This window comes from Mesonia profundi (assembly GCF_031085155.1).
Taxonomy (GTDB): Bacteria; Bacteroidota; Bacteroidia; order Flavobacteriales; family Flavobacteriaceae; genus Mesonia; species Mesonia profundi.
Genome location: NZ_JAVHUL010000010.1, coordinates 75788 through 92099 on the forward strand (window position 1 = coordinate 75788; position 16312 = coordinate 92099).

The 16312-nt window shown below is 37.0% G+C and carries 15 protein-coding genes; 8 read left to right on the forward strand and 7 right to left on the reverse strand.

Translation table 11 applies throughout. The features are described from left to right. Positions 1 to 56 precede the first annotated feature (56 nt). The 7 genes from RBU60_RS05570 to RBU60_RS05600 all read left to right on the forward strand — a co-directional run bounded on the left by RBU60_RS05570 (position 57) and on the right by RBU60_RS05600 (position 8647). Positions 57 to 1313 carry an OmpP1/FadL family transporter gene (locus RBU60_RS05570; protein WP_308863723.1) on the forward strand — a complete coding sequence of 419 codons (1257 nt, stop codon included), beginning with the start codon at positions 57 to 59 and terminating at the stop codon, positions 1311 to 1313. Between the two features lie 11 nt (positions 1314 to 1324). Beyond that, complete coding sequence (locus RBU60_RS05575; protein ID WP_308863724.1) at positions 1325 to 2890, forward strand: G-D-S-L family lipolytic protein; 1566 nt, start codon at positions 1325 to 1327, stop codon at positions 2888 to 2890. A 74-nt stretch (positions 2891 to 2964) separates the two neighbouring features. After that, positions 2965 to 3300 carry a phage holin family protein gene (locus RBU60_RS05580; protein WP_308863725.1) on the forward strand — a complete coding sequence of 112 codons (336 nt, stop codon included), beginning with the start codon at positions 2965 to 2967 and terminating at the stop codon, positions 3298 to 3300. Between the two features lie 220 nt (positions 3301 to 3520). Further along, entirely contained in the window at positions 3521 to 4843 is a 1323-nt protein-coding gene (gene tig / locus RBU60_RS05585; RefSeq protein ID WP_308863727.1) for a trigger factor, read from the forward strand. Between the two features lie 112 nt (positions 4844 to 4955). Then, a complete protein-coding gene (gene clpP / locus RBU60_RS05590) occupies positions 4956 to 5642 on the forward strand; it encodes an ATP-dependent Clp endopeptidase proteolytic subunit ClpP (protein WP_308863728.1) in 687 nt (228 codons plus the stop codon). Positions 5643 to 5651: 9 nt separating this feature from the next. Further along, positions 5652 to 6884: an ATP-dependent Clp protease ATP-binding subunit ClpX gene (gene clpX, locus RBU60_RS05595; protein WP_308863729.1), complete on the forward strand. Its 1233-nt coding sequence runs from the start codon at positions 5652 to 5654 to the stop codon at positions 6882 to 6884. Positions 6885 to 7057: 173 nt separating this feature from the next. Further along, positions 7058 to 8647 carry a DUF4139 domain-containing protein gene (locus RBU60_RS05600; protein WP_308863730.1) on the forward strand — a complete coding sequence of 530 codons (1590 nt, stop codon included), beginning with the start codon at positions 7058 to 7060 and terminating at the stop codon, positions 8645 to 8647. Between the two features lie 229 nt (positions 8648 to 8876). Here the strand turns inward: RBU60_RS05600 and groL are convergent, their stop codons facing one another. From groL to miaB, 7 genes are all read right to left on the reverse strand, one after another. Further along, positions 8877 to 10514 (reverse strand): chaperonin GroEL, encoded by a 1638-nt coding sequence (gene groL, locus RBU60_RS05605; protein WP_308863731.1) that lies wholly within the window; start codon positions 10512 to 10514, stop codon positions 8877 to 8879. A gap of 65 nt (positions 10515 to 10579) precedes the next feature. Beyond that, positions 10580 to 10855, reverse strand: a complete 276-nt coding sequence (locus RBU60_RS05610) for a co-chaperone GroES (protein ID WP_308863732.1) — start codon at positions 10853 to 10855, stop codon at positions 10580 to 10582. Positions 10856 to 11003: 148 nt separating this feature from the next. Further along, complete coding sequence (gene secG / locus RBU60_RS05615; protein WP_308863733.1) at positions 11004 to 11351, reverse strand: preprotein translocase subunit SecG; 348 nt, start codon at positions 11349 to 11351, stop codon at positions 11004 to 11006. After that, on the reverse strand, positions 11348 to 12139 hold the full coding sequence (locus RBU60_RS05620; protein WP_308863734.1) for a hypothetical protein: 792 nt from the start codon (positions 12137 to 12139) through the stop codon (positions 11348 to 11350). The genes secG and RBU60_RS05620 overlap by 4 nt, the downstream gene beginning before the upstream one ends. 6 nt (positions 12140 to 12145) lie before the next feature. After that, a complete protein-coding gene (locus RBU60_RS05625; RefSeq protein WP_308863738.1) occupies positions 12146 to 12640 on the reverse strand; it encodes an LptE family protein in 495 nt (164 codons plus the stop codon). Between the two features lie 115 nt (positions 12641 to 12755). After that, the gene (locus tag RBU60_RS05630; RefSeq protein ID WP_308863735.1) at positions 12756 to 14012 is read right to left on the reverse strand and encodes a sigma-54 interaction domain-containing protein; all 1257 of its coding nucleotides are present in this window, start codon (positions 14010 to 14012) and stop codon (positions 12756 to 12758) included. A gap of 3 nt (positions 14013 to 14015) precedes the next feature. Then, positions 14016 to 15461 (reverse strand): tRNA (N6-isopentenyl adenosine(37)-C2)-methylthiotransferase MiaB, encoded by a 1446-nt coding sequence (gene miaB, locus RBU60_RS05635; RefSeq protein WP_308863736.1) that lies wholly within the window; start codon positions 15459 to 15461, stop codon positions 14016 to 14018. 369 nt (positions 15462 to 15830) lie between these two features. Here miaB and RBU60_RS05640 point away from each other — a divergent pair, with 369 nt between their 5' ends. Further along, entirely contained in the window at positions 15831 to 16259 is a 429-nt protein-coding gene (locus RBU60_RS05640; RefSeq protein ID WP_308863737.1) for an LVIVD repeat-containing protein, read from the forward strand. Positions 16260 to 16312: the final 53 nt, after the last annotated feature.

The window sequence follows — 16312 nt, forward strand, 5'->3', positions numbered from 1 at the left end:
ATTCTATTTTATGTTAAATTTGATATAATGAATAACCTAATACATATTCTATGATTATGAAAAAATTACTTTTTTTTGCGGTCTTTTTGCTAGCTGCGAGTGTTACTTATGCAGGTGGTTACCGAATAAGTGCTCAAGGTCAGAGAGCTTTGGCTATGGGGCATACTGGAGTGGCAGTCGTGAACAGTGCAGAGTTGGCTTTCTTTAACCCTGCAGGATTAGTTTACTTAGAAAACGATTTAAATATTTCTGCTGGGGTCACTGGCGTGATGTCTAATGTGAAATGGCAAAATAGCAATACAGGGCAGTTCTCTGAAACAGATAACCCTATTGGAACTCCGTTTTACTTTTATGCTTCTTACCGGGTAACCGATTTTCTTTCTGTAGGATTAAGTGCTTATTCTCCTTTTGGAAGTGTGGTAGAATATCCAACCGACTGGGCGGGGTCTCATTTGGTAAATATAATTGATTTGCAGGCTATTTACATTCAGCCTTTAATTTCTATAAAAATATCAGATTACTTTAGTATTGGAGGGGGGCCTATTTTCGCTACAGGAGGGGTTAACTTTAACAGAAATGTAAATCGTACGCTTACAGATGAACAAGGAAATCGTTCTAATGTAGAAGTAGATGCTTCCAATATAACCAATTGGGGATGGTCTGCGAGTTGGATGTTTAATCCAACCGAAAACTTAAGAATTGGATTTAATTACCGTTCAGAAATTATTTTAGAGGCTGAAGATGGAGAAGCTGTTTTCTCTAACGTTCCTGATTCTGCATTATCACCAATTCAAAATGGAACAGTAGGTTTTGATGCTTCTTTACCCATGCCGGCAGAAATGTCTGTAGGTTTATCTTATGAGTTCTGTGATAAATGGTTGTTTGCTTTTGATTATAACAGAGCCTATTGGGAAGCATATAAAGATTTAAATATTGATTTTGCACCAGATGATGTGCCAGATTCTTCTAATCCAAGAAACTACAAAAACGCTTCTACGTATAGATTTGGATTGCAATATGAAGCATTAGATCAATTGACGTTAAGAGCCGGTTACTACTTGGATGAATCCCCAGTTAGAGAAGGTTACTTCGCTCCAGAGACCCCAAGAAATGATTCTCAGGGTTTTACGGGAGGTCTTTCTTACCAAATAAGTAAAAGGTTTGCTTTAGATGTATCTGTTACTTATTTAAGATTTAAAGAAGTAGACGCTTCCTATGATTATTATATGGAAGATGGAACAAATGTACCTTTTGGAGGAACCTATAAGAGCAACGCTTTTTTAGGAGGTTTAGGAGTAACTTTTAATTTATAATAGAGATGAATATGAGAAAATATATAAAATATGCTGCAATTTTGGCTTTAGGTCTTGTTGCTTGTGAGCCCGAGTTTGACGAGTCTGTTGAAGACGATCAGGTCTATAGTCAAGGAGATGCAAGTTTTGAAAATTATGTGGCGGTAGGAAATTCCCTTACCGCAGGTTATGCAGATAATGCATTGTATATTCAAGGACAACAAAATTCGTTTCCAAATATTTTAGCACAGCAATTTAAGCGTGTGGGTGGAGGTGATTTTACACAGCCTTTAATGAATGATAACCTTGGCGGACTACTTTTAAACGGGAGTCCAATTTCTGGTAATCGTTTAACCTTATCGTTAGTAAATGGAATGCCTGCGCCAACACCAATTGGAGGGGCTCCAACCACAGAAATTACCAATACGCTTTCTGGATCTTTTAATAATATGGGAGTTCCTGGAGCAAAAAGCTATCACTTAATCGCTCCTGGTTATGGAAATGCGGCTGGAGTAGCAGCAGGAATGGCAAATCCTTATTTTGCACGTTTCCGTTCTTCAGAGAATGTAACAGTGATAGAAGATGCCATAGCGCAAAATCCAACGTTTTTTAGTTTATGGATTGGGAATAATGATGTATTAGGCTATGCAGCTGCAGGGGGAGCAGGAGTAAATCAGCAAGGAAACTTAGATCCCTCTACTTATGGCTCTACAGATATTACCGACGTAAATGTATTTGCTTCGGTTTACAGTCAAGAAGTAGACGCACTTGCAGCTTCAGCTGGAGGTGGAGTTTTATTAAATATTCCAAATGTGACTTCCACCCCTTACTTTAATACGGTTCCTTACAATCCATTAACTCCAGATTTATTAGGAGATCAAATTCCTACCTTAAATGCAACTTACGGGCAGTTAAACCAAGCTTTTGCATTTTTAGGAGTTCCGGAAAGAGCTATACAATTCTCTACAACAGGAGCGAGTGGAGTGGTGATTCATGATGAGTCTATAGCAGATCTTTCTGTACAATTAACGCAAACACTTATTGGAGGTGGCTTAGATCCACAAACGGCTACAATTTATGGAGCTCAATACGGGCAAGCAAGACAAGCCAATGCAAATGATTTTATGGTTTTAACTAGTTCTTCTGTGATTGGTACGGTAAATATGGACCGCGTAGCTGAATTAATGGGAGCTGGGGTGCCAGAGGAAACTGCTGGGCAATTGTCTGTAAATGGTGTTACTTACCCCATGCAAGATCAATATGTGTTACTTCCATCTGAACAAGAAGATGTAGCCACCGCAACTGCTGCTTTTAATCAGATTATTGAAGGGATGGCAGCTCAAAAGGGCTTAGCTTTTGTAGATGCTAATTCATTATTGGATAGAGTCGCTACGAGCGGAATTAACTATGATGGAGGTACTATTACCAGTGAGTTTGCTACAGGAGGAGCTTTTTCTCTTGACGGAATTCACCTAACCCCTAGAGGTTATGCCTTTATGGCGAACCAAATTATTAACTCTATTAATATGACGTATAACTCAACAATCCCTAACGTAAATATTGGAGATTACAGTGGCGGACCTGCTATTGGAGAGTAAGCCTATCGTTAATATTTTTAAAAAGGCATTCTACTTTAGGATGCCTTTCTTATTTTTATAAAAAAATCAACCTTATGAAACTTATACTTAAAATTCTTGTTACTGCTATTTTAGTAGTCGTCCTAGGTAAAATTTTACCAGGAGTAGAAATCATCAGTTATGGAACCGCTATTGTTGTTGCCGTGATCTTAGGACTGCTTAATTTAATTGTTAGGCCTATTTTAGTGCTGTTTACGCTTCCGGTGACTATTCTTACTTTGGGTTTATTTCTGCTAGTCATCAATGCCTTTATTATTTTATTGGTAGACAATTTAATAGGCGGCTTTGCTGTAGATGGTTTTTGGTGGGCACTTATCTTTAGTTTATGTCTTTCTATATTACAGTCTATTCTTAATTCGATGACCGAATAGCTTTCGTAAAATGATTATATTTTAATCTTATGAAAAGCACCTTCATTCTTTGGGGGTGCTTTCTTTATACTAGGGAATGATGCTAGCTCAACATCAAATGACGAATTCGATTACAAAATTATTTCCGTAAATTACATATAGAGCTATCAAGTTGATTAAAAACTTGGTTGGCAGGTAAATAAATTGTAATTTTGCACTCCAAAATTCAGAAGTTTTAAGCATGGAAATTACAAGAGAGAATATAGACGAGCTAAATGCTGTGATAAAGGTTGACATCAAAAAAGATGATTACAACCCAAAAGTAGAGAAGATTTTAAAGGATTACCGTAAAACGGCCAATATTCCTGGTTTTAGAAAAGGGCACGTGCCTATGGGAATGGTGAAAAAACAATACGGTCAAGCGGTATTGGTAGATGAGGTAAATAAATTATTGCAAGAATCTCTTAACAACTACATTACGGAAGAGAAATTAGAGGTCCTTGGAAATCCGTTACCAAAAGATCAAGAAAGTTTCGATTGGGAGCAAGATGATTATTCTTTTGAATTTGAATTGGGTCTTTCTCCAAAATTTGACGTGGACTTGAATACTAAAAAGCCTATTACGCAGTACCAAATTGTTGCTGATGAGGAGATGATTGATAATCAAATCAAAACCATTCAGAAGCAATACGGGAAATTAGTTGCTAAAGAAGAGGTAGAAGAAGGAGATGTTGTAGCCGGTACTTTTAAAAATGAAGAAGAAGGGATTGAAAATACCACCACGCTTCCTTTAGAGAAATTAAAAGGAAAAAGAAACTTAAACAAGTTTGTGGGAGCTAAAGTAGGAGATACCGTAAGCTTAAAAACGAAGAGTCTTTTTGAAGATGATCACAATCTTGTGGAGTTTTTAAAAGTAGAGCACGATAAAGCACATGAGTTAGATGTAGAGGTATCTTTTGAAATTACTGAAGTAAACCAACAAGAGCTTGCAGAATTAGATCAAGAGTTGTTTGATAAACTTTTTGGGGAAGGAAACGTGAAAACGGTGACCGAACTGAAAGAAAAAATAAAAGAAGACGCAGAGAATCAGTTTAAGCAACAAAGCGATCAGCAGTTGTTAAATGATATCACAGAGCGTTTAATTGAAACGACTTCTTTTAATCTTCCAGGAGATTTCTTACAAAAGTGGATTCAGGTAAGTGGTGAAAATCAACTTACGGCAGAAGAAGCTAAAGAAGAATACGAGAAGAGCGAAAAAGGATTGCGTTTTCAGTTAATTGAAGGCAAATTGGTTCAGGAAAATGATCTTCAGGTGAAATTTGAAGAAATCAAAGAAATCACTAGAGACCGTATCAAAATGCAAATGGCGCAATTTGGTCAGACAGATCCTTCAGAAAAAGATTTAGAGGATATTACGGCTAGAGTACTTTCTAACCAAGATGAGGTGAAGAAATTATCAGAGCAGGTAATGAATCAGAAACTATTAGATTTCTATAAAGAAAAAGCAAATCTGGATAAAAAGGAGATGACTTACGAAAATTTTGTTAAGGAAGTTTACAAGTAGTCTTTTATAGAATTAATACTTATATTTAAGGCGTTAAACCAATAGGGAATAACGCCTTTTTTAGTCAATAAAAATAAGGCTTTTTAAAAAGAGCTAAAAACAAAAAATAACTATGGATTTCGGAAAAGAATTTGAAAAATTTGCGACCAAAGACCAAGGGATCAATCCAAACTACTATTCTAAAATAGTAAGTAGTATGACACCTACAGGGATGACTCCAAATATTATAGAAGAAAGACAAATGAATGCGGTAGCCATGGATGTCTTTTCTAGATTGATGATGGATAGAATTATCTTTTTAGGAACAGGGATCAATGACCAGGTGGCGAATATCGTACAAGCGCAGTTGCTTTTTTTAGAAAGTACCGATGCTAATAAAGACATTCAAATTTACATTAACTCTCCAGGAGGAAGTGTATATGCTGGATTAGGAATTTATGACACCATGCAGTTTATAAAGCCAGATATCGCAACGATCTGTACAGGAATGGCAGCCTCTATGGGAGCGGTATTATTGTGTGCAGGCGCAGCAGGAAAACGAAGCGGATTACCGCACTCTAGAGTGATGATTCACCAGCCTTTAGGAGGCGTTCAAGGGCAAGCAAGTGACATTGAGATCACCGCAAGAGAGATTATTACCTTAAAAGAAGAATTGTATACCATCATATCAAAGCATAGTGGCCAGAAGTATGAAAAAGTACATGAAGATAGTGACCGTGATTATTGGATGAAAGCCGATAAAGCGAAAGAATACGGAATGATTGATGAGATTTTAACCAGAGGAGAAACTAAAGCATAAAGCATAGATATGGCGAAAGAAGAATTAGAATGTTCGTTTTGTGGAAGAAAAAAACCAGACACCAGCTTGCTTATTGCAGGATTGGATGCCCATATATGTGACCGCTGTATTGAGCAGGCACACGGGATTGTGGTAGAAGAATCGAAACAAGAAGGATCACTAGAGCTTTCTACAGAGTTTAAATTACGCAAGCCTAAATCCATCAAAAAATTTGTAGACGATTATGTAATTGGTCAAGAATATACTAAGAAAGTACTTTCTGTGGCGGTTTATAATCACTACAAGCGTTTATTGCAGCCTAAAGGTGAGGATGATATCGAAATCCAAAAAAGTAACATCATTATGGTGGGACAAACGGGAACCGGTAAAACCTTAATGGCAAAAACGATTGCAAGAATGCTTAACGTTCCTCTAGCGATTGTTGATGCTACGGTATTAACAGAAGCTGGTTATGTAGGAGAGGATGTAGAAAGTATTTTGACACGCTTATTGCAAGCGGCAGATTACAACTTAGAGAAAGCTGAGCAAGGAATTGTTTTTATCGATGAGATCGATAAGATTGCACGTAAAAGTGATAATCCTTCTATTACTAGAGATGTGAGTGGGGAAGGAGTTCAACAAGCTTTGTTAAAGTTGTTAGAGGGAACTACGGTAAACGTTCCGCCAAAAGGAGGAAGAAAACATCCAGATCAAAAATTCATTGAAGTAAATACAGAGAATATCTTATTTATTGCCGGTGGAGCTTTTGACGGGATTGAAAAAGCAATTACCAAGCGTCTTAATTTACAAGCGGTAGGGTATAGTGCTTCCAAATCTGAAGATACGATAGAGCAGGATAATATTTTAAAATATATCATTCCTAAAGATCTTAAAGACTTCGGATTGATTCCAGAAATTATTGGGAGACTTCCAGTATTGACGTATATGAATCCGCTTGACGAGGAAACACTTCGTGCTATTTTAACGGAACCTAAAAACTCCCTGATTAAACAATATACCAAGTTGTTTGAGATGGATGATATCGAGTTTAGCATTACTGATGGCGCTTTAGATTATATTGTAACCAAAGCGATAGAGTATAAGCTTGGAGCACGTGGATTGCGTTCGCTCTGTGAAGCCATCCTAACCGATGCGATGTTCGAAATGCCCGAAGGAAAAGAAAAAGAATTGAAAGTGACCAAGTCTTATGCGGAAAAAGCCTTAGACAAAAGCACCATTAAAAAGTTGAAAGCGGTGTCTTAAAAACACGTTTGAAACCCAATCAAAAAATAGCTTGTTCTTTCTAAAGAGCAAGCTATTTTTATTTGTGGTATACATTTTGTAAAATGAATTATACCAATTTAACTTTGTAATGTCGTACAGAAAACGAGTTTAAATGAGACATTACATTGTTAATAACAACTAATATTTAGCCTATGCGATTTCTTATTTTATTTTTAGCCAGCAGCACTTTCATGTTTGCTCAAGATCTAGAACCAAAACTTACCACTCAAAAAGCTACAGTGTACTTGGAGAAAGCCCAATTAGAGGGGAGTAGTCGGTTTAATTTGACGCAAGGCAGATCAAAGGTTGTTTTTAAAAATTTATCATCGATGGTCGATGTGAATAGTATTCAGGTAAAAGGCCTAGAGGGAATTACGATGCACGGAATTAGTTTTCGACAAAATTACTTAGAGAATAAAACGGCGAGTGTAGAGGTGAAAAATCTTGAAACTAGCTTAGCTGATTTGCAACGCAACAAGGCGAGTTTAGAATACGAAGCGGAAGGTTTTAAGAACGCACTTAATTTACTGCTCGTCAATCAGAAGGTGAATAATGAAAAGCAAAACCTTAACGTTGCACAATTAGATGCTTACGCCAAGTATTATAAGACCCAAACAAAAAGTTTAAAAACCCAGCAATATGATTTGGGTGTAGAAATAGAAGAATTACGCCAAAAGATTAATCAACTCCACCAGAGTTTAGCGCAATATAAAGCCGATCTAAGAAAACCTACCGGAGAGCTTGTTTTAGATTTGGAAACCGGAAGCACACAAACCGCCAATTTGACGATTACTTATGTGGTGAATAATGCTGGCTGGTATCCAGGTTATGAAATAAGAGCGCAATCTACGGGAGCCGATCTTCATGTGGCCTATAAAGCTTTTGTATATCAGTCTAGCGGTCAAGATTGGGAAAATGTAGAACTAAGTCTTTCTACAGGAGATCCTAGTGTGAGCGGTACAAAACCTACGGTGAACTCTTTATATCTAAATTTTATCCAAAATAATCGTGGTTATGATGCCGTTAAAAATAGAGTCGCTAGTCAAGCATTAGAAGAGGTAGCGATGGCTCCGGCTAATGACGCCATGCTTGAGGAGAAATCGCAAGAACCGCTTATGGTGAAACAAGAAGCACTTACTCAAGTATTGTTTCATCTAGCGAAACCCTACAGTATTAAATCTTCTCAAGAAGCACAAACCGTATTGATAGATAAGTTTAATATTCCTGCAACTTATGAACATTTTACAGCGCCATTAATTCAGGAAAAAGTATACTTAACAGCCCTTGTTAAAGATTGGGAGCAGTATGATATGCTTCCTGGAGAAGCCAGTGTTTATTTTGCAGGAAGTTATGCCGGTAAAATTCTTTTAGATCCTCGAGTGACCGAAGAGAAATTGGCCATTTCTTTGGGAGTAGATCCTGCGGTACAAATAGAGCGCAAGCAAATTAACAGTAAGAAAGATAAAAGCTTTTTTGGCAATACCATTAAAGTGAATAAGAGCTATGCGATTAACCTGCGTAACCAAAAGAAAACAGCGATACAATTAAAATTGGTAGATCGGATTCCTATTTCTCAAAATGCCGAAATTAAAGTAGAAGATGTGAATCAGAGTGCCAAAGAATACAACAAACAAACCGGTTTACTCACGTGGGAGTTTAACCTAAAAGCCAATACTAATGTGACTAAAGAATTTTCTTATACCATCAAATATCCAAAAGGAAAACAAATTAATTTGAATTAGATTTTCTTTACGGATTTGATTCAGCAAAAAAATAAATCTTACTACACCCGGTTTTTCTATTCAGAAAGATCGGGTTTTTTGATGGATACTTCTAAAATAGTACCGTCCACACAGGCGAGTACGGTTTTCATCGAACTCAGTTTAAAATTATCTTTTATGCGTAAGTAGAATAAAAAAAACGGATAGGTTTTGAGCCTATCCGTTTTATATAAATTATGGGGTGAATGTATTACATCATTCCTGGCATTCCGCCACCCATTCCTTGTGGCATTCCACCACCAGCATTATCTTCTGGAATATCGATTAAAGCACACTCTGTAGTTAGAATCATTCCTGCCACAGAAGCCGCATTTTGTAAAGCGATACGCGCTACTTTTTTAGGATCAATAATTCCTGCTTTCAGCATATCTACATAGGTTTCAGACTTCGCATCGTATCCAAAGTTTTTCTTACCTTCTAATACTTTATTGATGACTACAGAACCTTCTCCTCCTGCATTTTCAACAATCGTTCTTAGCGGAGATTCAATAGCACGAGCAACAATTTGTACTCCTGTAGTTTCATCTAAGCTCTCTGTAGTTAAGTTTGCTAAAACAGCGATGGCTCTTACAAAAGCAACACCTCCACCAGCAACAATACCTTCTTCTACAGCAGCTCTTGTTGCGTGTAAAGCATCATCTACACGGTCTTTTTTCTCTTTCATTTCAACTTCAGAAGCAGCTCCTACATACAATACAGCAACCCCACCAGCTAATTTAGCCAAGCGTTCTTGTAGTTTTTCTTTATCGTAATCTGAAGTAGTGCTTTCAATCTGCGCTTTGATTTGATTCACACGAGCTTTGATATCATCATTTTGACCTGCCCCATTTACAATGGTGGTATTGTCTTTATCAATGCTTACTTTTTCTGCAGTTCCTAATTGTTCTAGAGTTGCATTTTCTAAGGTAAAACCTCTTTCTTCAGAAATTACAGTACCTCCAGTAATGATAGCGATATCTTCTAACATCGCTTTTCTACGATCTCCAAAACCTGGTGCTTTTACCGCAGCAATTTTTAAAGAACCTCTTAATTTATTCACTACTAAGGTAGCTAAAGCTTCTCCGTCTACATCTTCAGCAATAATCAATAAAGGCTTGCCAGATTGAGCTACAGGCTCTAGAATTGGCATTAAATCTTTCATCGTAGAGATTTTCTTGTCAAAAATCAAGATGTAAGGATTGTCCAAATCGGTAGTCATTTTTTCGCTATTGGTCACAAAATACGGAGAAAGAAATCCTCTGTCAAATTGCATTCCTTCCACTACATCTACGTAAGTTTCAGTTCCTTTAGCTTCCTCTACGGTAATCACACCTTCTTTTCCTACTTTTCCAAAAGCTTCGGCGATTAACTCCCCAATAAGCTCATCGTTGTTCGCAGAAATAGCCGCTACTTGCTTAATTTGTGCAGAAGAACTTCCTACTTCTTTAGTTTGCTTTTCTAACTCTTCGGTAACGGCAGCAACGGCTTTGTCAATCCCCTTTTTTAAATCCATTGGGTTGGCGCCAGCTGCTACGTTTTTAAGTCCTTCCTTAACGATAGCTTGTGCTAATACGGTAGCTGTAGTAGTACCATCACCAGCAAGATCGTTGGTTTTTGAAGCTACTTCTTTAACCATTTGAGCTCCCATATTCTCTAAAGGATCTTCTAGCTCAATTTCTTTTGCTACAGAAACTCCATCTTTGGTAACTACAGGGGCTCCAAAAGATTTACTTATAATTACATTACGACCTCTTGGTCCTAAAGTTACTTTTACTGCATTTGCTAAAGCATCTACGCCGCGTTTAATCCCGTCGCGAGCTTCAATATCAAATTTTATATTTTTTGCCATTTTGTATTTTTTTGTCGAAACCTAGGTTTCGAATAATTAGAATTAAATTTTAAAGGTGAGGAAGCTTATAAAATCCCTAAGATTTCATCTTCTCTCATAATTAAATAATCTTTTCCGTCTAACTTCAGTTCGGTGCCAGAGAATTTTCCGTAAAGAACAGCATCTCCTGTTTTTACCGTCATATCGTGCTCTTTGGTACCCTTACCAACAGCGATTACTTTTCCTTGTTGTGGCTTTTCTTTGGCAGAATCAGGAATGTAAAGACCAGATGCCGTTTTAGTTTCAGCAGCAGCAGGCTCTATGACAACTCTATCTGCTAGAGGTTTAAATTTTAATCCCATTTTTTTTATATTTTAGTTAAAAAATTGTTTTCGTAGTTGTGAGGTAACAGACTAAAATTATGCCAAGTGGGTTTCTTCTGTCAAAGCCAAAAAAAAATGCCATCTTGTCACAAGACAGATGGCATTTTTAAGGGATAAAATATAGTTTCTATTCTCTAATTCCTCCTTCGTCATTATTGGCAGGAGCATCAGTTGAATTATTCGCAGGAACCGTAGTTTGGGTATCGTCATTTATAATTCTAGACTCTCCCAATCCATTTCCGTCCATAATCGCTAAATTGGACAATAAGATGAGCACTAAAAGTACGGTAGCTAACGTCCAGGTACTCTTGTCTAAGAAATTGGTGGTGTTTTGAGCGCCTCCTATTTGGGCTCCACCTCCGCCTCCAAAAGAAGAAGATAAACCTCCGCCTTTAGGATTCTGAACCATAATAACGACTACAAGCAAAAATGCTACGATAACGATTAAAACTAAAAATATTGTAAATGTATTCATGATGATTTGTTTTCTTGTAATTTTTCGATTGCCCGAATCTTGTCTGCAAATAAACCACTTTTTTCGGGATTTTTCAAAATTAATATTTTAAATGCTTGAATTGCTTTGGAATAATTTTTCTGTTCTAAGTAAACTCTTGCTAAAGTTTCGGTCATTAAGCTCGTGTCTGCGGGTTCTGAGCTTATTTGCGCTGCTCTGGATGGCGCTTCTTTTGACGGGACAATTTTTGGTTTCTTTTCTATAAATTTATCAATTAACCTAAATCTGTCGTCAGATGCTGAAGAAGAGGTCTCTTTTTCGTTCACCGGTTTGGCCGATGTAAGTTGTAACCATTGGCTAAAAGAATGCTTTTCTTTGGGAGTAAACGCTAAGGGTTTGCCTTGTTCTAAGACATCTTCTTCTAGCTTTTCTTCCTTTACGGAAGAGATTTTTTGAAATAATTCTGGATCCAACACCCGATTGGCTTCCGTCAAGTTCATTTCTAGATTTTCTTCTCTTTGGTCTTCTAGCTGGATTCTATATTTTATTTTTTCTGAAACTTCCTGTTGGTCAAAGGCCTCTGAAGTGATGTAATCAAAAAGCACTTCTCTATTGGTAGTGTATGCAGCCGTTTTTTTAAGCGCGGGATTGTAATTAAAACTATGGTGTTGTTTTAAAGCTTTTAACTGAATCGCTCTAGCCGATTGAAAATAGGGAAACTGCTCTAGCAAAAGATGATAGTCTCTAAGCTTGCTTTCTGGTAAAAGCGAGTTTTCTTCTAATTGTGAGATGTATTCTTCTTTTGTCATATCAAATTACCAGTCGGTTAACGAGGCATTAAAAACATCTTGGTTGATTCTTAAGTAAATTTCTTCTAAAGCGGTATCTAAAGTACCTCCCATTAATTGCTGATTGGCAGGATAGTCATAATAAAATGAAAAACTTCGTTCAAAATCCTTTTCTGGATCTTTATTATTGAAAAAACGCACATTAATAGCCATGGTCAACCGGTTTTGTGCGGCCGTATTTTGGCTGGTAGAAGTCATAGGTGCAATATAATACTGCGTAATTTCTCCTTCATAAATCAAATCTGCGCCTTCATTGCTTAAACTTAAACTGGTTTGACTATTGATAAAATCTTGCAGTTGATTGGTGAAAATTCTATCAATTCCTGGTTCTACTAAGCTTGCGTTATTTTGAAAAAAGTTAACCTGAAAGGTTTTTGCATCGCCAATATCTGCTCCAGAAAGGGAGTAAATACCACAACTAGAAAGCAGTAAGACAACACTTGCTAAAAAACCAACTTTAATCCTCCCAGAGGCTTTAATTCCCCAAAGTTTACCTCGTTTTTTAAGACTTTTTTCTGAAGCACATCTTTTAGACTTGCTCTGAGTGTCTAGATTTTCTTTTGACATAAGTTGTTTTTTACAAATCGTATTGCTTAATTTTTCGATATAAGGTACGTTCACTAATGCCCAATTCATCTGCGGCAGCTTTTCGTTTACCGCTGTGACGCTCTAGAGATTTTTTAATGAGCTCCAATTCTTTATCTTGTAATGAAAGCGTTTCTTCTTCTTGGATCTCTTCCGCGAAAGCATATTTATCTTCTTGGGGAGAAGGATTACTTTTTTCGGGAATTTGAAGCACTTCCATTTGTTCTTCTAACTCTTCTTCGTATTGTTCTTGCTCTTCAGAATCGCCATAAATTTTCTGAATCAGGCTTTCATTATCATTTTTAACCTCGTCATTGTTTCCATTACGCATCAATTCCAGCGTAAGCTTCTTCAAATCATTAAGGTCGCTTTTCATATCAAAAAGCACTTTATAAAGAATTTCGCGCTCATTGCTGAAGTCACTTTCCTTCTTTTTATCATTAATGACCGCGGGGAGATTAGAACCTTGGTTGGGTAAATAGGAATGTAAGGTCTCTGAAGTAATCATTCTTTCTTGCTCCAATACCGAAACCTGCTCGGCCACATTTCTCAACTGTCTAATATTCCCAGCCCAACGGTATTTTAAAAGCATTTTTACGCCTTCTTCATCTAATTTTATAGCGGGCATTTTATACTTTAAAGCAAAATCTGAAGCAAATTTTCTAAACAATAAATGAATATCATCTTTACGCTCCCTAAGCGGCGGAAGGTTAATCTCTACCGTGCTTAAACGGTAATATAAGTCTTCTCTAAACTTCTCTTTTTTGATGGCTTCAAACATTTCTACATTGGTGGCTGCTACAATGCGCACATTGGTTTTTTGCACCTTAGAAGAACCTACTTTAATAAACTCTCCGTTTTCTAAAACACGTAACAAACGAACCTGTGTGGTAAGCGGCAATTCCCCAACTTCATCTAAAAAGATAGTTCCGCCATCGGCTACTTCAAAATAACCGCTACGGTTTTGTGTGGCGCCCGTAAAGGCTCCTTTCTCGTGACCAAAAAGTTCACTGTCTATGGTTCCTTCGGGAATAGCACCGCAGTTTACCGCGATGTATTTTCCGTGTTTTCTATGCGATAAAGAATGTATAATTTTAGGAATACTTTCTTTTCCTACACCGCTTTCCCCAGTAACCAGTACAGAAATATCTGTAGGAGCTACTTGAATGGCCTTTTCTATGGCGCGATTAAGAGCCTGGTCATTTCCTATAATGCCAAAGCGTTGTTTTGTTGCTTGAACAGATTCCATAAATTAGTTATTATCTGAATATCCTACTGGGGTTCCTATTAATGTAGCACTTGTACAATCTTCTACTTTCACCATCACAAAATCGCCTACTTTATAATTTTCTTTAGGGAAAACGATGGTCGTATTTTGCGTATTTCTTCCACTCCAGTGTAAATCAGATTTTTTAGATTCTTTTTCTATAAGTACTTCTTCTGTTTTTCCTAAATGCTGTTGTGTGCTGAGTGCTGCAAGTTCTCGTTGTAAGCTAATGATTTCTGCCAAACGACGTTGCTTGGTTTCTTTAGAGACATCATCTTCTAATTTTCTTCCTGCCATAGTTCCTGGACGTTCAGAATACGCGTACATAAACCCAAAGGCATATTTCACTCTTCTCATTAACGAAAGTGTATCTTGGTGATCTTCCTCGGTTTCGGTAGGGAAGCCTGCAATCATATCTTGGGAGATAGAACACTCGGGAAGTATTCTTCTAATATTATCAATCAATTCAAAATATTGCTCTCTGGTATGCAAACGGTTCATGGCTTTTAACACCCGATTGCTTCCACTTTGTACGGGAAGATGAATCGATTTACATATATTCTTATGTCGGGCCATGGTTTCAATCACATCTAAGGTCATATCCTGCGGATTGGAGGTAGAAAACCGAATTCGCATTTTAGGATGTGCTTTGGCAACGGTTTCTAGCAAAGCCGAAAAATGTACCGCCGTTGCTTTTTGCATCTCGGTGGCTTTTTCAAAATCTTTTTTGAGTCCGCCGCCATACCATAAATAACTATCTACATTTTGTCCTAGCAAAGTGATTTCTTTAAATCCCTTATTCGCTAAATCTTGTACTTCTTCTAAAATACTTTGCGGATCTCTGCTTCGTTCTCTTCCGCGGGTAAACGGAACTACACAAAAGGTACACATATTATCGCAACCCCGAGTGATAGACACATAAGCCGAAACTCCGTTAGACTGTAGTCTTACCGGAGAAATATCTCCGTAAGTTTCTTCTTTAGAAAGGATCACGTTTACCGCACTTCTTCCTTCTTCCACTTCTTTTATAAGGTTGGGAAGGTCTTTATAGGCATCTGGACCTACGACCAAATCGACAATTTTTTCTTCGTCTAAAAACTTCTCTTTTAAGCGCTCGGCCATACAGCCTAAAACGCCCACTTTCATTTTGGGATTGATTTTCTTTACCGCATTGTATTTCTCTAAACGCTTACGTACCGTTTGTTCGGCTTTATCGCGAATAGAACAGGTGTTGACCAAAACCAAATCTGCTTCTTCCAATTTTTGAGTAGTGTTAAAACCCTCTTTGGTAAGAATGGAAGCTACGACTTCACTGTCGCTAAAATTCATTTGGCAACCGTAACTTTCTATAAATAGTTTTTTAGTATTGGTTTCTTTCCCTTCTAAAACGAGGGAATTACCTTGGCTGCTTTCGTCCATAACCTTCTCCATAATCTATTGTAGTCCTAAAATTGAAAAAGCAAAGATACAATGAAAAGCAAAATCTGACAAACTGACAGACTAAGATTTTAAAACTTCTTTTTTTCTTTACGGAAGAGATGCTAGGACAAAAGCATGAGGTGTAAAAGCTTCATGATAATAGTAAAAATTTCTTGCTGGTTAGGGCAGGGTTGAGCTATAAAGAAGACTACGAACCAATAAAGCAAAAGATAGGGGTTGATTCAATATTTATGACTAAACCTTAAAATGAGTAAGACTTGCTTTACTATAACTTGTTCAAAAAAAGCAATTTAATTTTTTTAATCTTTTAAGATGCAACCTTTTAGCAATTGTAGTATCTTTAAAATAAACTATCTCGTCATGAAAAAAATAACTCTTTTTGTATTTTGTATGCTTTCTCTTGTTGCTTGTGATAAAGATGATGCAAATCAATCAGAACTTCGTGAAGTGAAAGTAGCTGTACCAGAAACCATGCCGTTGGCAGAATTTCGTGCTTTGGTAAATGTAGAAGAACCCGCAGCTATAGAAGAGTCCGGGAAAATCTATACCTACCAAAACCTTATTTTTATAAACGACAATTTAAAAGGAGTTCATGTCATAGATAATTCTAATCCTGAAAATCCAGTAAAAAAAGCTTTTATTCGTATTCCGCAAAATACAGATGTAGCGGTTAAAGATGATTTACTTTACGCTAATAGCGGAATAGATTTAGTGGTTTTCGATATTTCAGATATCAATAATATCCAGTTGCAAAACACTATAGAAAACCCGTTGTGCATTATGATTTAAAAGAAAAAAGTTGTTCATCTTACTGATAATCAGTAACTTGTTTTAGCTATAAA